Origin of the sequence: Actinomadura livida, from assembly GCF_014648675.1 — a bacterium.
Lineage (GTDB): Bacteria > Actinomycetota > Actinomycetes > Streptosporangiales > Streptosporangiaceae > Spirillospora > Spirillospora livida.
In genome coordinates, this window is record NZ_BMRO01000028.1 from 1 (window position 1) to 18787 (window position 18787).

The 18787-nt window shown below is 70.7% G+C and carries 16 protein-coding genes and 1 rRNA gene; 10 read left to right on the top strand and 7 right to left on the bottom strand.

All coding sequences use genetic code 11. The features are described from left to right. Both rrf and IEZ03_RS36470 read left to right on the top strand, forming a co-directional pair. Positions 1 to 70: ribosomal RNA gene (gene rrf, locus IEZ03_RS38985) — 5S ribosomal RNA — on the top strand; the annotation flags it as partial. A 509-nt stretch (positions 71 to 579) separates the two neighbouring features. Further along, positions 580 to 1029, top strand: a complete 450-nt coding sequence (locus IEZ03_RS36470) for a hypothetical protein (protein ID WP_184882187.1) — start codon at positions 580 to 582, stop codon at positions 1027 to 1029. Between the two features lie 371 nt (positions 1030 to 1400). On the opposite strand, the gene IEZ03_RS36475 is transcribed toward IEZ03_RS36470, so the two are convergent. The 5 genes from IEZ03_RS36475 to IEZ03_RS36495 all read right to left on the bottom strand — a co-directional run bounded on the left by IEZ03_RS36475 (position 1401) and on the right by IEZ03_RS36495 (position 5720). Then, on the bottom strand, positions 1401 to 2291 hold the full coding sequence (locus tag IEZ03_RS36475; protein WP_184882189.1) for a MarR family winged helix-turn-helix transcriptional regulator: 891 nt from the start codon (positions 2289 to 2291) through the stop codon (positions 1401 to 1403). A 63-nt stretch (positions 2292 to 2354) separates the two neighbouring features. Further along, a complete protein-coding gene (locus tag IEZ03_RS36480) occupies positions 2355 to 2855 on the bottom strand; it encodes a 2-thiouracil desulfurase family protein (protein ID WP_184882191.1) in 501 nt (166 codons plus the stop codon). Between the two features lie 166 nt (positions 2856 to 3021). Next, complete coding sequence (locus IEZ03_RS36485; RefSeq protein ID WP_184882192.1) at positions 3022 to 3840, bottom strand: SDR family NAD(P)-dependent oxidoreductase; 819 nt, start codon at positions 3838 to 3840, stop codon at positions 3022 to 3024. Positions 3841 to 3946: 106 nt separating this feature from the next. Then, on the bottom strand, positions 3947 to 4948 hold the full coding sequence (locus tag IEZ03_RS36490; protein WP_184882194.1) for an AurF N-oxygenase family protein: 1002 nt from the start codon (positions 4946 to 4948) through the stop codon (positions 3947 to 3949). 55 nt (positions 4949 to 5003) lie between these two features. Beyond that, entirely contained in the window at positions 5004 to 5720 is a 717-nt protein-coding gene (locus IEZ03_RS36495; protein ID WP_229808815.1) for a TetR/AcrR family transcriptional regulator, read from the bottom strand. Between the two features lie 226 nt (positions 5721 to 5946). Here IEZ03_RS36495 and IEZ03_RS36500 point away from each other — a divergent pair, with 226 nt between their 5' ends. The 3 genes from IEZ03_RS36500 to IEZ03_RS36510 all read left to right on the top strand — a co-directional run bounded on the left by IEZ03_RS36500 (position 5947) and on the right by IEZ03_RS36510 (position 10543). Further along, positions 5947 to 6729, top strand: coding sequence for an ABC transporter ATP-binding protein (locus tag IEZ03_RS36500; RefSeq protein WP_184882196.1), 783 nt, complete (start codon positions 5947 to 5949; stop codon positions 6727 to 6729). Beyond that, a complete protein-coding gene (locus tag IEZ03_RS36505; protein ID WP_184882198.1) occupies positions 6726 to 9236 on the top strand; it encodes an ABC transporter permease in 2511 nt (836 codons plus the stop codon). The genes IEZ03_RS36500 and IEZ03_RS36505 overlap by 4 nt, the downstream gene beginning before the upstream one ends. A gap of 95 nt (positions 9237 to 9331) precedes the next feature. Beyond that, entirely contained in the window at positions 9332 to 10543 is a 1212-nt protein-coding gene (locus tag IEZ03_RS36510) for a pyridoxal phosphate-dependent aminotransferase (protein WP_184882200.1), read from the top strand. Positions 10544 to 10581: 38 nt separating this feature from the next. Here IEZ03_RS36510 and IEZ03_RS36515 read toward each other — a convergent pair whose 3' ends face one another. Further along, positions 10582 to 12687: an ATP-dependent DNA helicase gene (locus tag IEZ03_RS36515; protein ID WP_229808816.1), complete on the bottom strand. Its 2106-nt coding sequence runs from the start codon at positions 12685 to 12687 to the stop codon at positions 10582 to 10584. A gap of 105 nt (positions 12688 to 12792) precedes the next feature. On the opposite strand from IEZ03_RS36515, the gene IEZ03_RS36520 reads away from it, so the two are divergent. Beyond that, complete coding sequence (locus tag IEZ03_RS36520) at positions 12793 to 13761, top strand: DUF4192 domain-containing protein (RefSeq protein ID WP_184882202.1); 969 nt, start codon at positions 12793 to 12795, stop codon at positions 13759 to 13761. A gap of 27 nt (positions 13762 to 13788) precedes the next feature. Here the strand turns inward: IEZ03_RS36520 and IEZ03_RS36525 are convergent, their stop codons facing one another. Next, positions 13789 to 14160, bottom strand: coding sequence for a hypothetical protein (locus IEZ03_RS36525; protein ID WP_132052956.1), 372 nt, complete (start codon positions 14158 to 14160; stop codon positions 13789 to 13791). A 125-nt stretch (positions 14161 to 14285) separates the two neighbouring features. On the opposite strand from IEZ03_RS36525, the gene IEZ03_RS36530 reads away from it, so the two are divergent. The 4 genes from IEZ03_RS36530 to IEZ03_RS36545 all read left to right on the top strand — a co-directional run bounded on the left by IEZ03_RS36530 (position 14286) and on the right by IEZ03_RS36545 (position 18750). After that, complete coding sequence (locus IEZ03_RS36530; protein ID WP_184882204.1) at positions 14286 to 15494, top strand: RNA-guided endonuclease InsQ/TnpB family protein; 1209 nt, start codon at positions 14286 to 14288, stop codon at positions 15492 to 15494. A gap of 189 nt (positions 15495 to 15683) precedes the next feature. Beyond that, on the top strand, positions 15684 to 16496 hold the full coding sequence (locus tag IEZ03_RS36535; protein ID WP_229808817.1) for a polysaccharide deacetylase family protein: 813 nt from the start codon (positions 15684 to 15686) through the stop codon (positions 16494 to 16496). 35 nt (positions 16497 to 16531) lie between these two features. After that, the gene (locus IEZ03_RS36540) at positions 16532 to 17059 is read left to right on the top strand and encodes a DUF1707 and DUF4870 domain-containing protein (protein ID WP_184882206.1); all 528 of its coding nucleotides are present in this window, start codon (positions 16532 to 16534) and stop codon (positions 17057 to 17059) included. A 323-nt stretch (positions 17060 to 17382) separates the two neighbouring features. Further along, the gene (locus IEZ03_RS36545) at positions 17383 to 18750 is read left to right on the top strand and encodes an FAD-binding oxidoreductase (protein ID WP_184882208.1); all 1368 of its coding nucleotides are present in this window, start codon (positions 17383 to 17385) and stop codon (positions 18748 to 18750) included. Positions 18751 to 18787 lie beyond the last annotated feature (37 nt).

Below are 18787 nucleotides of genomic sequence, written 5' to 3' on the forward strand. Positions count from 1 at the left end.
GGAAGTTAAGCTCTTCAGCGCCGATGGTACTGCATGGGAGACTGTGTGGGAGAGTAGGACGCCGCCGGACTCATATTGGGGAAAGGGCCCCGCCGTTATGGCGGGGCCCTTTCTCATTTCTGTGCCCAGTATGGACGGTGGCCTGAGGGCGAAAGCCCCTAGGGAGCTTCGCCCCGCGTGCAACCGTTCCTGGTTAGTTGGCTCTCGCGCCCGAAACGTGTTTGCCGGGGACATCAAGCTTGGAATCTTAGCGGGCCGGCCCGGGTTGAGTGCCCGTGCTGTCTGGGAGCTGCTTGCTCTGATGTGCAGCGGGTTTACGGCTCGTTCGTGGCCTGGGGAGAAGGGCGGACAGTCTCACCCCGTATCTGGGGGCACCGGCGTCGTGACGTGACGGACACGAATTGCCTGAAGCGAGGCACCCCCAGTGAGGTTTCTCCGAGTCGTCCATCGCCAGTGCCAGCGTGCCTGCGGGACCGGCTGGGCGCGAAAGCCAGGGGGCGCGCTGTGCTGGCCTTGCTGGGCCGTCTACCGTTTGCTTGGAGCCCTTCGACTGTGCGTGAAGGGCAGCGGGAGGCTTGGATGCAGATCGCTACACTGCCCTTCATTGACGAGCACGCGACGGTCGTCGCTGCGGGGGGCGACGCCGTCTGGAGCAGCCTCCTTGAAACGCTGGACCGGTCCTCCTCCCGTCGTGGAGTGGCCGGCTACGCAAGGCTCGTTCGGGCCGCCGACTCCACGGCGTCGGGGCCACGCCCCATCGCCGAGGGCTCGACGTTTCCCGGTTTTCGGGTAGTCGCCGCGATCCCGGGGCGCGAGTTGGTCCTGCGGGGACGCCATCGCTTCTCGTCTTACGCCCTGATCTTCCGCATCGAACCCGTCGGTTCGGATCGGTCGCAGATACGCGCCGAGAGCCGAGCCACCTTCCCCGGCTTGGCCGGTGGCCTCTACCGACGGCTCGTCATCGGTACGGGCGGCCATGCAGTTGCCATGCGACGCCTCCTTGCAGGCATCCGCAGTAGAGCCGAGTAGCGCGCACGCGACCTGGGTCCTTCCCTTGAGACGGGCTCACGCGACTCATTTCCAGGACGGGCGGATCGACCATCGGATGGGCCGCGGTTCGTAGCCTGGCGGCCGCGTCCACGTCCGAGGCACGGCAGACAGCCGCTACTGCGGTACGTGAGTACGGGGGCCCGGTCGTCAGGCGTCCGGGACGGGTGGGCGGCGGATGCGAGCCGACGCTTGGCGGTCGGCTCGCAGCGGGGTGGCCGACGGTGTCGCCGATACCTTCAACCCGCTTCTGGCGGCCTCGTGGCTGTGGTCCTGCGATTCCTGGCTGAGAGCGTGAATGATGTCGCTGAGCGAGGATGTCGGCTGGTGCTGTCCTTCCGGGTTCTGGGCGGTCAGAGTTGCTGGCGGAGGTGGTCCGCTCGTTCGGTGACCTTGGTCAGGACGCGCTGGGCCACGGCCAGGTCGTCGGGGGAGAGGCCGTCGTAGAGGCGGGCGGCGGTGTCCTGCACTGTGGCCGTCAGGCGGTTGAGCAGGTCCTCTCCCTGCGTACTCAGGGTTACGGGCGTGTCTTTGGTGATCAGTCCTCGCTGCTCCAGGTTGTCGAGTAGCCGGTCTGCGGCGGGCTGGTCGAGGGCGAGTTGGGGTTGGTCCCTGAGGTAGTCGCGCAGTGCGGTCCGGATGGTCCACGGGCCGCGGACGGCCACCACGCGGAGGGTGATCTGTTCGGTCGAGGTGGTGCCGCTGCCGTGGAGGATCTGTTCGTGCAGCTTGCGGACGGCACCGTGCGCCTCGGAGATGTCCTGTCCGGCGAGCACTCGGGTCTCGGGCATGTTCTCGCTCCCTTCGGATGGGTGGAGCAGGTCTTGCAGCGTTCGGATGAGGTCGCGGTTTCGCGGTCCGGAGATGCCGCCGATCGGTGCGGTGAGTTCCTCCTGGAGGGCGTGGACGACGGTCACGGCCTCGCGGATGACAGTCGTGCCCTTGTCAGTGAGGGTGAGCTGTAGTGCCCGCGGGTCGGCGGGATGTTCGCTGCGGATGACCAGGCCGGCGCCTTCGAGTGCGCGGACCAGTTTGGAGACGTAGATCGGTTCGAGGCCGGCGAAGTCGGCGAGTTCGCGCTGGCTGGGCCGCGTGCCGGACCGGGACAGGCCGTACAGGGAGCCGAGCAGCGTGTACTGGGCATGCGTCAGGCCGAGCGGTGCGACGGCACGGTCGACCGCGGCCCGCCAACGCGTCGTGACCTGCCACAGCAACCGTCCCGTGGCGGTGTCGTCCGAAGTCATAATCGATACTCTACTTGGAAACTATGTCCATGGAAAGTATCGGCAGGGAGCTGGACCGCTCGGTCAGGACCCCGTTGCTTCGAGCGTTTGCAGGAGGGCGTCGACGGCGTCCAAGTCGTCCTCGCTGAAGACCCGGATGCCCGCTCGTTCCAGGAGGGCCGTCGTCACGCCGTCCCCGGGCATGGCCGTTCCGGTGAACGTGCCGTCGTAGATGCGGTCGCTGCCGCAGGATGGGCTGCTTTCCTTAAGGAGGGCGATCCGGGCGCCGGAGCGCCGGGCGGTGTCGAGGGCTAGGCGGGCGCCGCGCAGGAACTCGGTGGTGACGTCCTCGCCCGCGTCGGTGCGGACATGGGCGGTCCCGTCCAGGACGGCGTGCCCGTCGCCGCCGACGATCTCGGCGGGTGGGCGGGGGACCGCCAGGCCGCCCGACACCTCCGGGCAGAACGGGACGAGGCGCCCCTCGGTGCGCCAGCGTTCGAAGAGGTCGGCTCCGACGGGCTTGGCCGCGCCGTCGTAGCGGACGCGTCGGCCCGCCAGGCACGAGCTGACCAGGATGCGTTCCACGTCTTCAGACTATGTGGGCCGCTCGGCGTCCACAGGGCTCGGGCGAAGAGGGCGTGCTGCGGGTGCTCTCTCCAGTCTGCTCGCCTGAACGTGCGAGCCCGCGCAGGCGCCCAGGTGCCGCCCGTCCTGCGGCTCGTGAACGCCGCGACCTCTGCGTGTCAGTTGGTCACTTGCCCGCGCGGATGCGGTTCACGGCCAGCTGGGCGATGCGGACGGCGGCAGCAGGGTTGAGGCGGACGCCGCGCCACGCGACGCGGCCGCTGGCGGGGGCGACGATGAGGGCCTGGTTCTTGGCGACGCCGCGCATGACGTCGCGGGCCAGTTTCTCGGCCGTGTAGAAGCGGGGGGACGCCTTGGAGATGTCGGCGGTCGCGTCGCCGCTCAGCGCGGTCTCCGGCAGGTCCGGGTTGACGTTGTGCAGCAGCGGGGTGTCCACGAAGCTCGGGCACACGACGCTGACCTTGACGCCGCGGCCGGCGGCCTCGGCGCGCAGCCCGAGGGACAGGCCGACGACGGCGTGCTTGGTGGCGGTGTAGGGGATGCCGATCGGCATCGGGACGAGACCGGCGAGGGAGGCGGTGTTGACGATGTGCCCGGATCCCTGCTCCAGCATGATCGGGTAGGCGGCGTGGACGCCGTGCACGACGCCTTTGAGGTTGACGTCGATCGCGCGGTTCCAGTGGTCGAGCGTCAGCTCCTCGGCCAGCCCGCCGATCGCGATGCCAGCGTTGTTGAAGACCAGGTCGAGGCGGCCGTGGTCGGCTCGCACGCCCTTGTACAGGTCGGCGACGGCGTCGGCGTCCGCGACGTCGAGGTGCGCGGACGTGGCCTTGCCCTTGCCGAGCGTGTTGAGCTTGTCGGCGACCGTCCCGGCGCCCTCGGCGTTGATGTCGGTGACGACGACGGTGTCGCCGCGCGCCACCAGGGCCGTGGCGATCGCCCGGCCGATGCCGGACGCTCCTCCGGTGACGATCGCGATGCTCATTTGGGCGCTCCGCTCGATCAATTGTATTCAGTGTTAATTGCGGGGGGATTCTACGGGCTCGCGGCCCCGCCCGAGGCGGGGCCGCGAGTCGCGCTGCGGCGGGTGGTCAGGCGGCCTTGGCCGTCCCGACGGCGCGGCGCTTCTTCGGCTCGTCCCAGATGCCGAACGCCTTCCAGAGCTGCTTGCCGACCGGGCTGATCACGCCGAGCTCGGCCATCAGGTCACGGATCTTGCCGACCGAGTCGGAGATCTCGCCCCGCGCCGTCTCGCTCTGGTACGCCTGCCGGACGACGTCCTTCGGGATGTTGAAGTGCCGCACCATCGGCCCGGGCGGAGACAGCATGATCCGCGCCATGACGCCGAGGACGATGGGCGTCGCGAGGCCGAGGATCCGGCGGCGCACCGGGTGCATGTTCGGGACCCGGTGCCTGAGGTAGTGCCGGGCGAAGGAGATGTGCCGGGCCTCCTCCGCGATGTGGATCCGCATGATGGTCTCCTCGAGCGGGTGCTTGATGTGCCCGCCCTTGAGGTGCTTGCGCTGGACGAAGTCGATCGGGTCCTCGCCGCCGAGCACGAACACGAAGAACATCTCGGTGCTGACCAGCGGGATCCACGGGGCCGCCTGCGCGATGAAGCTGAGCGAGCGCGGCATGCCGCGGATGGGCATCTTCGTCCGGTTCACGAACTCCTGGAACATCATCCCGTGGTGACATTCCTCGGTCGTCTCGTGGTAGACGTACCGGAACTCCGGCCGGCCGTTGGGCAGGCGGTAGGCGTAGTTGAGCAGGCCGCGCTTCAGCAGGTTCTCGAACTGCAGGCCGATCTTCATCGCGGTGGCGACGCGCCACAGCCCGATCTGCGCCTGGACCTCCGGCTGCTGCGCCTGGTACCAGGCGGTCTCGCCGAGCCGGTCGGACGCCGGCAGCACCCAGCGCGGGTCGTTCTTGTCCACCTGGAACTCGGGGTCGTCCCAGGGGATGTCGGCGTAAGCCTCCCAGTGCTTCTCCACCGACGCCTTGTTCAGGCGGTCGATGACGCCAAGATACGACTTCTTGTCCTTGACCTGCTCGCGGACCTCGTCGGCGAGTTCGGTGGGGGCCTTCGGCATGTCGGTCGCTCCCTCGGGGTGGTGCTGTCGGACGGGGCCGACGGGGTTCGGGGGGTCAGGGCTCGGTGCGGCTCTCGCCGTGCTCGCCGTCCTCGGCGGGCGTGTCGGGCATCGGGGCGCGCGTGGGGTGCCCCGGCTCCGGGATGATCAGCTGGGCGACGTCCTTGACCTGGCGGAGCACGGCCTTCTGGTGGCCGTCCGCGTCGTCGTCCAGCGCGTTCTGTATCGACAGCCCGACGAACATCGCGAACACGCCGCGTAGCATCGTCGGGACGAAATCGGCGGGCAGCGTGTTCTCCGGGAACAGCCGCTCGAAGGTCTCCAGGATGACCTGCAGGATCCGCTCGTTCAGGTCGCGGCACAGGGGGCGCAGCTCGTCGTCGGTGCGGGCCGCCACGGCCAGTTCCATCAGCGCCTTCGCGGGGCGGCCGCGGAACACCTCCCAGAGCAGGTCGAGCGCGCCCGAGACGTTGCGGCGCTCGGCCGGCAGGACCGCGAACGCGGTCTCGTACGCCAGCCGCTGCGCCTCCAGCAGGTGTTCGAGCGCGGCCGCGACGAGCACCATCTTGGTCGGGTAGTGGTGCTGCTGCGCCCCGCGGGACACGCCCGCGCGGCGCGCGACCTCCGTGGTGGACGTCCCTGACCAGCCGAGGTCCACCAGGCACTCCATGGTGGCCTCCAGGAGCCGGGCCTGGGTGCGGGACCGGCGTTCCTCCTGGGTGCGGCGGCGGGACGAGCCGCGCCCGTGGCGTCGGCGACTGCTTACTGACACGTCTCAGACGGTACGAGCTGACAAACAAGCAATCAAGCCTGCATGTATGTTGGCCGCATCACAGTTGGACTACAGGTCCACTACCGGGCGTGGACGGCCGCGTTGAGCCGGCCCGGTGTCAGCCGGCGGGCGTAGCCGGGAGGCCCGGCATGCCGCAGCGGGAGCAGTCGCGATGTCTCTCCTCGCCTGACGACGCGGACCGGACCCTGGCGTGACGATCTCCGGCATGGGAAACGCAGCAGAGGCAAGACGAACGCTCAGCAAGGACCCGGGCACCGCCGGAGGCGGCGCCCGCACGGTCCGCCTCAGCAAGGTGTACGGGTCGGGTGACATGGCGGTGCGTGCGCTCGACGACGTCAGCGTGGAGCTCCCCGCGCGCCGGTTCACCGCGATCATGGGTCCGTCCGGCGCCGGGAAGTCCACGCTGATGCACTGCGTGGCGGGCCTGGAGGACGCGACGTCCGGCAAGGTCTACGTCGGTGACCAGGAACTCGGGGCGCTGTCGGACCGGCGCCTCACCCGGCTCCGGCGCGAGCGGATCGGGTTCGTGTTCCAGGCGTTCAACCTGCTCCCGACGCTGACCGCGCACGACAACATCGTGCTGCCGATGACGCTGGCCGGCACGGCGCCCGACCGGGAGTGGCTGGACACGGTCGTCCGGGTGCTGAGGCTGGGCGACCGGCTCGCGCACCGTCCGGCGGAGATGTCCGGCGGGCAGCAGCAGAGGGTGGCGCTCGCGCGGGCGCTCGTCACCCGCCCGCAGATCGTGTTCGCCGACGAGCCGACCGGCAATCTCGATTCCCGCACCGGCGGGGAGGTGCTGGGCCTGTTCCGCCACGCCGTGGACGACCTCGGCCAGACGGTCGCGATGGTCACCCACGACCCGGTCGCCGCGGGGCACGCCGACTCGGTGGTGTTCCTCGCCGACGGCCGCATCGTCGACATCATGGACGCCCCCACGCCCGACCGGGTGCTGGACCGCATGCGGGGGCTGGGTGACCACCGATGATCGGGCTCGTCTTCAAGGAACTGTGGGGACGCAAGCGCCGGATGGCGGGCTCCCTGATGGCGGTCTTCCTCGGCGTGACGTTCCTGACCGGGACGCTCGTGCTCGGCGACACCCTCGCGGGCAGCATCGACGGCTACTACGCCAACGCCTACGGCAAGACCGACGTCAGCGTGCGGAGCTCCACCCGGGTCAGCGACCAGCCGTGGGGGTCCCGCGGGCAGATCGATGCGGCCGTCCTCGACAGGGTGCGGCAGGTGGACGGCGTCGCGAACGCCGAACCGGTCATCGAGGGCTCCGGGCAGCTGCTCGCCAAGGACGGGACCACCATCCAGTCACGCGGGCCCCGCACGGCCGGCAACTGGATGACCGACCCGAAGCTCAATCCCTACCGGCTCGCAGAGGGCAGGGCGCCGCGCGCGCCGAACGAAGTCGTCATCAACAGGATGTTCGCCGACGAAGGCGGCCTGGCCATCGGTGACCGGACGGCGGTGCTCACTCCGGAACGGGTTTCCGTGACGGTCGTCGGCATCAGCATGTTCGGTGAGGAGGAGGCGTTCGGCGAGACGTCGTTCACGGCGTTCACGCTCGACGGGGCCCGCGAGCACGTCGCGAAGTCGCCCGACCGCATCAGCGGCGTCTCCATCAGCGCGGACGACGGCGTCAGCGCGGACGAGCTGGCGGCGCGGGTGAAGAGCGTCCTGCCGTCCGGGACCGAGGCCGTCACGACCGAGGCGCAGGTCGAGGAGGGGATGAGCGAGGTCGAGAGCGGCTTCCTCAACATCTTCCGCACCGTGCTCGGCGCGTTCGGGGCGGTGGCGCTGCTCGTCGCGGCGTTCAGCATCCACAACACGTTCGCGATCACGATGGCGCAGAGGACCCGCGAGTCGGCGCTGCTGCGCGCGCTCGGCGCCGGACGCAGGCAGGTCCTCACGATCGTCGGGTTCGAGGCTCTGGTGATCGGCGGCGCCGCCACCGTCGCCGGGCTCGCCGGCGGGATGGGGTTCGCCGAGCTGCTCCGGCGGCTGTTCACCGGGCTCCGGATCGGCATCGCCATGGAGGGCCTCACGGTCTCGGCGACCACCCTGCTGATCGCCGTGCCGGTCGGGCTGGTGGTCACGCTGATCGCGGCGCTCGGTCCCGCGGTGAAGGCATCCCGGGTGCCGCCGCTGGCCGCGCTGCGCGAGGTCGCGGCCGAGGCGCAGCGCCCGTCCGCCGCCCGCGCCGTCGTCGGCGGTGTGCTCGCCGCGGTCGCGGCCGGCGCCGTCGTGTTCGGGGCCGTCGCCGAGCGGATGACCGCGGCCGGCGCGGGCGCGCTGCTGGCCGTGGTCGCGATGGTCGTGCTCGGGCCCGCCGCCGCCCGGCCGGTGGCGTCGCTCGTCGGCGGTCCAGCGGCGCGGCTGCGCGGCGTCCCCGGCGCCCTCGCGCGCGGCAACGCGTCCCGCAGCCCGCACCGCACGGCGGGGGCGGCCGCCGCGCTGATGATCGGCGTGGGGGTCGTCACGCTGATGACGGTGTTCATCGGGTCGCTGGGCGCGTCGCTGGAGAACAGCGTCGCCGGGTCGTTCAAGGGACCGATCGTCGTCAACGCGGGCAACAACGAGACCGGCGGGTTCAGCACCCGGCTCGTCCAGGAGGCCGCGAAGCTGCCGCAGGTCAGTGCGGTCGCCGGGGTCGGCAGCGGCAACCTCCGGGTGGACGGCGAACCGTCGGTCGTCAGCGTGGCCGACCCGTCCGCCCTGGGACGCGTCCTCGACCTTGGGGTCGACCAGGGGGCGCTGTCGGACGCCGGTACGTTCGCGGTGTCGAAGAGCGTCGCCGACGAGAAGGGCTGGAGTACCGGTTCCCAGGTGGACGTCACATTCGCGGACGGTGCCGTACAGCGTCTTACCGTCGGTGCCGTCTACGAGAACACCGATCTGACCGGTGACTACCTGGTGCCGCGCAGCGAATGGGACGCGCACACCAGGCAGCCGCTCGACAACCGGGCTTTCGTCGAGCTCGCGCCCGGGGCGTCCACAGCCGCGGTGGTGCGCGCGCTGACCGACCTGGGGAAGCAGTACGGCGCGCCGGAGGTGCAGTCAAGGGACGACTTCGTCGCGTCCCAGACCGAGGAGCAGCAGGGGTTCATCACCGTCGTGTACGGGCTGCTCATCCTCGCCATCGTGATCGCGCTGATGGGCATCGCGAACACGCTGTCGCTGGCCGTCCACGAGCGGACGCGCGAACTGGGACTGCTGCGGGCCGTCGGAGCGACCCGTCCGCAGATCCGGTCGATGGTCCGCTGGGAGTCGGTGATCGTCGCGCTGTTCGGCACGGCCGGCGGGCTCGGGCTGGGGCTGTTCCTCGGCTGGGGCCTCGGCGGGGCGCTCGGCAATCCGTTCGCGTCGCCCGTCGCCCAGCTCGTCGTGATCGCGCTGGTCGGCGCGGTGGCGGGCGCGCTCGCCGCGATCCGGCCGGCCCGGCGCGCGGCGCGCCTGGCGATCCTGTCCGCGATCTCCGCGCCGTGACGCCCCCGGACCCGCCCCCTCGCCCGCCGCGCGAGGGGGCGGGTCTTGGCGAACGCTTCCACGTCCGCTGGGGCGCGCGTCTGTAGGGTGAGTCCATGCAGGTCACTCAATCGGGGAAGCTCACCAACGTCTGCTACGACATCCGCGGTCCGGTGCTGAAGCGCGCCAAGCAGCTGGAGGCCGAGGGCAACAACGTCCTCAAGCTCCACATCGGCAATCCCGCCCCGTTCGGGTTCGAGGCCCCGCCCGAGCTCCTCCAGGACATGATCCGCAACCTGCCGGAGGCGCACGGGTACAGCGACTCCAAGGGGATCCTGCCCGCCCGCCGCGCCATCGTGCAGCGCTTCGAGGACAACGGCGTCTGCGGCATCGACGTCGAGGACGTCTACCTCGGCAACGGCGTGTCCGAGCTGATCGTGATGACGCTGCAGGCGCTGCTCAACGACGGCGACGAGGTGCTGATCCCCGCGCCCGACTACCCGCTGTGGACGGCGTCGGTGTCGCTGTGCGGCGGGACGCCCGTCCACTACCTGTGCGACGAGGACGACGGCTGGCAGCCCTCGCTCGACGACATCGAGTCGAAGATCGGCGACCGCACCCGGGCCATCGTCATCATCAACCCGAACAACCCGACCGGCGCCGTGTACTCGCGGGAGGTGCTGTCGCACATCGTCGAGGTCGCCCGCCGCCGCAACCTCATCATCTTCGCCGACGAGATCTACGACCGGATCCTCTACGACGACGCCGAGCACATCCCGATCGCGTCCCTCGCCCCCGACCTGCTGTGCCTCACCTTCGGCGGCCTGTCCAAGAACTACCGCGTCGCGGGGTTCCGCTCCGGCTGGGTCGTGCTGTCCGGGCCGAAGGAGCACGCCGAGTCCTACATCGAGGGCCTCGACATCCTCGCCAACATGCGGCTCTGCCCGAACGTCCCCGGGCAGCACGCGATCCAGGCCGCGCTCGGCGGCTACCAGAGCATCGACGACCTCGTCCTGCCGGCCGGCCGCCTCGGCGAGCAGCGCGACCGCGCGTGGAAGCTGCTGAACGACCTGCCGGGCGTCAGCTGCGTCAAGCCCCAGGGCGCCGTGTACGTCTTCCCGCGGCTCGACCCGGAGATGTATCCCATCGAGGACGACATGCGCTTCGCCCTCGACCTCCTCGAACGGCAGAAGCTCCTGGTCGTCCAGGGGACCGGCTTCAACTGGCCGGCCACCGACCACTTCCGCGTCGTCACGCTCCAGTACGCCGACGACCTCGAAGAGGCCGTGGGCCGCATCGGCGAGTTCCTCCAGAGCTACCGCCGCTGACCCGGGGGCCCGGATCGGTCGCGTGCGCCGTTCCCCGGCTAGGAGGCGGCGGTGTCGAGGCGGCGGAGGGCGCCGCGGACGACGTCCGGGTCGGTCGTCGCCCAGAACGGCGGCAGCGAGTTCTTCAGGAAGCCGCCGTAGCGCGCCGTGGCCAGGCGCGGGTCGAGGACGGCGACGACGCCCCGGTCGTCCATCGAACGCAGCAGGCGCCCGGCGCCCTGGGCGAGCAGCAGGGCCGCGTGCGTCGCGGCGACCGCCATGAAGCCGTTGCCGCCGCGCGCCGCCACGGCCCGTGACCGCGCCGAGGAGACCGGGTCGTCCGGGCGGGGGAACGGGATGCGGTCCATGATGACGAGCTGCAGCGAGGGGCCGGGGACGTCCACGCCCTGCCAGAGCGACAGGGTGCCGAACAGGCAGGTGCGCTCGTCCTCGGCGAACTGCTTGACCAGCAGGGACGTGGAGTCGTCGCCTTGGCACAGCAGCGGGTGGGACAGGTGGTCCTTCAGCTCGTCGGCGGCCTGCCGCGCGGCCCGCATCGAGGAGAACAGGCCGAGCGTCCGGCCGCCGGCGGCCTCGATCAGCTCGGTGATCTCGGTCAGGTAGGCGTCGGCGAGGCCGTCCCGCCCCGGCTGCGGCAGGTGCCGCGCCACGTACAGGATGCCCGCCTTCGGGTGGTCGAACGGGGAGCCGACGTCGAGCCCGGACCACGCGACCTCGGACTCCTCGCCCTTCTCCGCGCCCTTCTCGGTCGCCGTGCGGGCGAGGCCCTCGGCCGCCGTCAGCGCGTCCCGCTCGGCGCCCTTCTCGTTCAGCGGCGGCAGCCCCCACTGCCGGGCGAGCGGCTCGAACGACCCGCCCAGCGTCAGCGTCGCCGACGTCAGGATCGCGGTGCGCCGCTCGAACAGCGTCGTGCGCAGGAGGCCGCCGACCCCGATCGGCGCGACGTGCAGCGCCGGCGGACGCTTCGGCCGCCCGTCCTGGACGAACGGCCTCTCCAGCCACACCACGTCGAAGCGCTGGGCCATCTCGGGCTGGAATGCCTCCAGGATGCGTACGGCCGTCTCATGCAGCTCTTCGAGCGACGAACGTGCGGCCTTGCGCGCGGCCATGTCGCCTGGGTCGGAGTCCTTCCGCTCCGGGCCGAGCGCGGTGATGCAGGCGTGCGCGGCGTCCCGGACGACGGCGAGGGTGTTGCCCAGGGCCGAGTGGAGGACGTCCATACGTCCTGCGGGTAGGTCCTCCAGGAGGATGCCGAGGCCCTCCGCGGACTCCTTCAACCGGTCGGCGGTGGACTCCTCGATGAGCCGCCCGCAGCGGCGCGCCGTCATCTCGACCGCGGCGGCGCTCAGGTCCCCGGTGGCGACCGAGGTGACCCGGTCGACCAGCTCGTGGGCCTCGTCCACGATCACCACGTCGTGCTCGGGCAGGACCTGGAACTCCTCCAGCGCGTCGATCGCCAGCAGCGCGTGGTTGGTGACCACGATGTGCGCCTCGCCCGCCTCCGCACGGGCCAGCTCGGCGAAGCACTCGGTGCCGTGCGGGCAGCGCTGGGCGCCCAGGCACTCCTTCGCGGTGACGGCCACCTGCCGCCATGCCTGCTCGCTCACGCCCGGTACCAGCTCGTCCCGGTCGCCGGTGCCGGTCTCCTCGGCCCACTCGTTGAGCCGCTTCACCTGCCGCCCGAGCGAGGAGAGCTGCTGCGGGTCGAACAGGCTCGGGCCCTCGTCCTCCTCCGGCACGCCCGTCTGCACCCGGTGCAGGCACAGGTAGTTGCGGCGCCCCTTCAGGATCGCGAACTTGAGCTCCGTGCCGAGCAGCGGCCCGAGGCTCTCCGCGAGGCGCGGCAGATCGCGGTCGACGAGCTGGCGCTGCAGCGCGATCGTCGCCGTCGACACGACCACCGTCGTCTGCTTCTCCACGGCGTGCCGGATCGCGGGGACCAGGTAGGCCAGCGACTTCCCGGTGCCGGTGCCCGCCTGCGCGGCGACATGCTCGCCGGTCTCGATCGCGTTCTCCACCGCGTGGGCCATCTCCACCTGGCCTGGGCGCTCGGCGCCGCCAATGGACGCGACGGCCGCGGCGAGAAGGGACGCCGTGTCCGGAATCTTGGTATCGGCGGCGGTCAGCAGATCAGGGGCGGGCACGTCGCACAACGCTACCGTCCGCGGCGGACACCCGCGTCCCTCCGGAGTTATCCACAGGTCGCGGATCCCATGCGCCCCGTTGGCCGCGCTGCGAACCTCGACGGCATGACACCCTTGGTGATCCGATCGGCACAGGACGCGATCGCGGCCGTCCCCTACCTGCTCGGCTTCCATCCCTCGCGGAGCCTCGTCGTGATCGGCTTCGAAGGGCGCGCCCGCGGCACGTGCGCCATCAGGCTCGATTTACCGGCGGCCGGCGCCGCCGGGAAGGTGGCGGCCCTCCTCGCCGGCAACGGCTTCGCCCGGTCCCTCGTCCTCGGCTACGGGCCGCCGGGGGAGGTCGGCGAGTCGGCGGCCGCCATGCGGGCGGCGCTGGAGTCCGCGGGCGTCCCCGCCGCCGAGGCGATCCGGGTCGCCGACGGCCGCTGGTGGTCGCTCACCTGCGACGACGACTGCTGCCCGGCCGAAGGGACGCCGTACGACATATCCGCCAGCGTCCTCGCCGCCCAGGCCACGTACGCCGGCCACGTCGCCCTCGCGGACCGCGCCGAACTCGTCCGCTCCGTCCAGCCGCTCGACGGCCTCGCCCGCACCGCCATGCGCGACGCCACCGAACGCGCCGAGAGACGCCCCGGGCCCGCGCCCGGCGAGGGCCTCGCGTTCGTCCTGGCGCTCCTCGCCCGCGCCGGCACCGGCGCTGCCCCGACCGACGAGGAGGTCGCCCGCCTCGGCATCCTCCTCACCGACCTGCGCATCCGCGACGAGGCATGGATCCGCATCGACGAGGACGCCCCGGCCGCCGACATCGCCTTCTGGCGCGACGTCCTGCGGCGCGTCGAAGCCCCCTACGTCCCCGCCCCCGCGTCCCTGCTGGCGTTCGCCGCCTACTCCGCGGGCGACGGCGGCCTCGCCAACGTCGCCTTGGAGAGAGCCCTGGACACCGACCCCGCCTATTCGATGGCCATCCTCCTGCGCGAGGTCATCAACGCCGGCATCCCACCCTCGAAGGTCCGCCTGCACATGACACCCGACCAACTGGCCGCCGCCTACCAAGACGAACAAGAAGCAAGCTGACCACCAAGCAGGTGGTGCGGGGAGGGGTCAGGAGGACACGGCTTCGCCGGGGGTGCCGGGGTCGATCCGGCGGTTCGGGTTGCGGGCGTTCCAGGCGCGCATGCGGGCCGGGTAGCCGACGATCTGGACGTCGTAGATGGGGAGTTTCAGGTCGCGGGCGACCTTGGCGATGACCTTGGGGGAGCCCACGCGGCGGCGGGTCCACTCGCCGTCGTGGGCGACGGCGACGGCCGTGGTGTCGGTGGCGAACGTCTCCGGCTCGACGAAGAACTCCACGCCGCGGCGGCTGCGGGCGAAGGCGATCAGCGCCTCGATGTCGGAGTCGGTGGCCTCGCGGTCGAGCCTCGTGACCGAGGACCCGCGGTTCTTGCGGAGCCCGAAGCGATCCCGGAACCTCATCGAAAACTCCTGAGTGTGGAGACCCCGGGCTTTAGCCCTGGGGAGGAAACACGCCCCCGCGCGATGCCGGGTGTCACCTCGAACACGCGGGCGAAACTCACAGGTGGGGGCTTAGGGTGTGAGGCATGGCGCGGCAGGTGAAGCGGGCATTCCGGTACCGCTTCTACCCCACGGACGAGCAGGCGGCGGAGCTTGCCCGCACGTTCGGCTGCGCGCGGTTGGTCTACAACCGGGCGCTGGAGGAACGCACCCGCGCCTGGTACAACGAGCAGCGCCGCGTCTCCTACGCGGAGACCTCCGCGATGCTCACCGCCTGGAAGCGCACCGGGGAACTGGCGTTTCTGGGCGAGGTGTCGTCGGTGCCGCTGCAGCAGGCGCTCAGGCACTTGCAGACGGCGTTCACGAACTTCTTCGCCAAACGCGCCGCCTACCCCCGCTACAAGTCGCGGAAGAAGTCCCGCGCGGCGGCGGAGTACACCCGCAGTGCGTTCACGTGGCGCGACGGGCGTCTGACGCTGGCGAAGATGTCGGAGCCGCTGGACATCCGATGGTCGCGGCCCCTTCCGGAGGGTGCCGTGCCGTCCACGGTCACCGTCTCGCGAGATGGCGCGGGCCGCTGGTTGGTGTCCCTGCTGTGCGAGGACACCATCGCCCGCCTCGATCCCGTAGACCAGGTCGTGGGCATCGACGCCGGGATCACGTCCCTGGTCACCCTCTCGACCGGGGAGAAAGTCACCAACCCCCGGCACGAGCGCCGCAACCGTGACCGCCTCGCCCGCGCGCAGAAGGACCTTGCCCGCAAGGCCAAGGGGTCGAAGAACCGCGACAAGGCCCGGCAGCGCGTCGCGCGGATCCATGCCCGCATCACCGACCGCAGGCGGGACTTCCTGCACAAGCTGTCGACTCGGCTCGTCCGTGAGAACCAAACGGTCGTGATCGAGGACCTGAACGTCGCGGGCATGGTCAACAACCACCGCGTGGCGCGCGCGATCTCGGACGCGGCGTGGCGGGAACTGCGGACCATGCTGGAGTACAAGGCCGACTGGTACGGACGCGAACTCGTCGTGATCGACCGCTGGTTCCCCTCCAGCAAGCTGTGCGGGGACTGCGGCACGGTCACCGAGTCGATGCCCCTCACCGTGAGGGAATGGCGCTGCGATTGCGGGACGGTCCACGACCGCGATGTCAACGCAGCGCGTAACATTCTGGCCGCCGGGCTGGCGGTAGCCGCCTGTGGAGACGGTGTCAGACCTCAACGGGAGTCCTCCCGGACGGGGCAGTCGTCGGTGAAGCAGGAAACCCAACCGGTGACGGTTGGAATCCCCCGCCTTTAGGCGTGGGGGGAAGTCAAGCCTGTCCCGTCGTCTGCCGGCCGGGGGCGGTGCGGTCTACGACGATAACGGCTTACCGGGATCCGCGGTTCCCGACACAGCGGCGGCATCCCCGTCCGGCGAGGCGCGGCGCCATAGACTGTCGGCCCTCGGGGGACAGGCAGCGGGGGGCGTGTGTTTGATGGGCGGCGTGTGTTGACAGGCGTGGTCCGGCGGGCGGCCGCCGCCGTGTTGGCCGTGGCGGTATGCGGATGGCTGAGCACCCTGGCCCCGCACGACGGGCCGCTCCGGCTCACCGCGGCGAAGAGCAAGGCTCCCGGGCGCAGCGCCGAGGCGCCGAAGCCCCAGCCGAAACCCGCGCCACCGCCCCCCGACTGCACGCGGGTGAAGTGCCTGGCGCTCACGTTCGACGACGGGCCGGCGGAGAGCACCGGCGAGCTGCTCGACATCCTCGACTCCCGCAAGGTGCGGGCGACGTTCTTCCTGGTGGGCAGGAACGTCGCCGAGCGTCCCGACCTCGTGCGGCGCGAGCACGCGGCCGGGCACGAGCTCGCCGACCACGGCTACACGCACGCCGACCTCGGCAGGGCGTCCAAGAAGAAGATCGTTTCGGAGCTGACCCGGACGCAGGACGCGATCCGGAACGCCTCCGGGGTCACGCCCGGCCTGCTGCGGCCGCCCTACGGGTCGACGTCCGAGCGCCTGGCCCGGGTCACGCGGCAGATGGGCATGGCGCAGGTGCTGTGGACGGTCGACCCGTTCGACTGGCGGCACCGCGACAGCGACGACATCGAGCGCCGGGTCGTCAAGCAGGTGAAACCCGGCAGCATCGTGCTCCTGCACGACATCCACCGGACCACCGTGCGGGCCGTCCCGGGGATCGTCGACAAGCTGGCCGCCAAGGGCTACGTGTTCGTGACCGTCACCGAGCTGTTCGGCGGGAAGCTGATCCCCGGGAAGGAGTACCGGGAACTCGAATCAGGGGACGGTCAGGGTCTTCCCTGATGCCGCGCGGCGCCGCGTCGCGGAGCATGAAAGACATGGACAGTAGCTACGCGGTGGGGGATCTGAGGGTCTCGGACGCCGAACGCGAATCGGTCATCCAGCGCCTGCAGGACGCGTACGCCGAGGGCCGGCTCGACCACGAGGAATTCGACCTGCGCACGCACCTGGCGATGACGGCGAAGACCCGCAACGACCTCGGCGGGCTCACCTACGACCTGGTCCCCGTGCCGCAGCCGCGCCGCAAGGCCGTCTCCTGGGACGGGGAGCCCCCCACGGGCGAGGACCGCATGCTCGCCTCCGCCGCGCACGCCGTGGCCGTCCCGACGCTGTTCGTGGGGCCGCTCGTGCTGATGCTGCTGAGCGGCAAGCGGTCCGAGTACGTCCGGCGCCAGGCCGCCGAGGCCGTGAACTTCCAGCTGACGCTCCTCCTGCTCACCATCGTCACCTTCGGCATCGGCGGGATCGTCTACGCCGTGGCGTGGGTCCTGTCGATCGTGGCGGCCGTCTACGCCCTGGCCGGCAACACCTTCCGCTACCCGTGGATCCTCCGCCTGGTGAAGTGACCCGCGCCGGACCGTCCGCCGGTTTGCCGGGCGGCCCGTGTACGTGACGCGGCCGGTGCCGAAAGCGCGACCGTCCACGCGTAGATCCGGCGGTAGTGCGGGGTCGGATCGTGTCGTGCGTGAGGGCGGGTTTGTCGGTGTGGGGGGCGGGGGAGATGTTGACGTGGCCGCACTGTTGCGGCTCCGTCGCCTCCGGGAGATGAAACGACGCCGATGTACGTGCCCAAGGAGTTATTCCGCTCTCTGCCTGTGACTCCCCTAACGTCCAAATTATGTGGACCGTGCATGGGATGATCGATTAACTGTGTCTCCGGGAGGGGCAGATGACGGAACTTGCGGTCAGGGGCGATCACCAGCGGGCGGTGGAGGCGCTCAAGAGGTCCTATGAGGCGATCCCGGCGGGCACGCCGGTGCGGTTGGCGAAGCGGACCTCGAACCTGTTCCGGTGGCGCGACCCCTCGGACGCGCCCGGGCTGGACGTGTCCGGGTTCGACAAGGTGCTGAGCGTCGACGCCGCGGAGCGGACCGCGCAGGTCCAGGGCATGACGACGTACGAGGACCTCGTCGACGCGACCCTTCCGCACGGGCTGATGCCGACGGTCGTCCCGCAGCTGAAGACGATCACGCTCGGCGGCGCCGTGACGGGCCTCGGCATCGAGTCGAGCTCCTTCCGGGACGGGCTGCCGCACGAGGCGGTCCTGGAGATGGAGGTCCTGACCGGCGACGGGCGGGTCGTCACCGCGACCAGGGACAACGAGCACGCCGACCTGTTCTACGGGTTCCCCAACTCCTACGGGACGCTCGGCTACTCGCTCCGGCTGAAGATCGAGCTGAGGCGGGTCAGCCCGTACGTCCGGCTGCGGCACCTGCGGTTCGGCGACGCGGCCGAGCCGGCCCGGGTGATGGCGGAGATCACCGAGTCCGGGCGGTTCGAGGGCGAGTCCGTCGACTTCATGGACGGCACGGTCTTCACCGCGGACGAGCAGTACATCACGCTGGGCTTCTTCGTCGACTCGGCGCCGTACACGTCCGACTACACCGGCCAGGAGATCTACTACCGGTCGATCCAGGAGCGGTCGGTCGACTTCCTGACGATCCGCGACTACATCTGGCGCTGGGACACCGACTGGTTCTGGTGCTCGGGCGCCTTCGGCGTCCAGAACCCGGCCGTCCGGCGGCTGTGGCCCGACCGGTTCAAGCGGTCGGACGTGTACCGCAAGCTCGTCGCCTACGACCGGCGGTACCACTTCGTCGCGCGCGCTGACCGCTGGCGCGGGCTGCGGCCCCGCGAGGACGTCATCCAGGACATCGAGGTGCCCGCCGAGCGGCTCCCCGAGTTCCTGGAGTTCTTCCACGACAAGGTCGGGATGAGCCCGATCTGGCTGTGCCCGCTGCGCGCGAGGGAGCGGTGGCCCCTGTACCCGCTGGAGGTGGGCCGCCCGTACGTGAACGTGGGCTTCTGGGGGACGGTCCGGCTTCCACCCGGGCAGATCCCCGAGTACCACAACCGGCTCATCGAACGTAAGGTCGCGGCCCTTGACGGGCACAAGTCCCTCTATTCAACTGCCTATTACAGCAGGGAAGAGTTCTGGCGCTACTACGACGGGGAGACCTACCGGCGGCTCAAGGGGAGCTACGACCCCGGTGAGCGCCTGCTCGACCTGTACGACAAGTGCGTGCGCGGACGCTGACCAGGCGTCCGCAGGTTCGGGGGAGTGCCCGGACGGC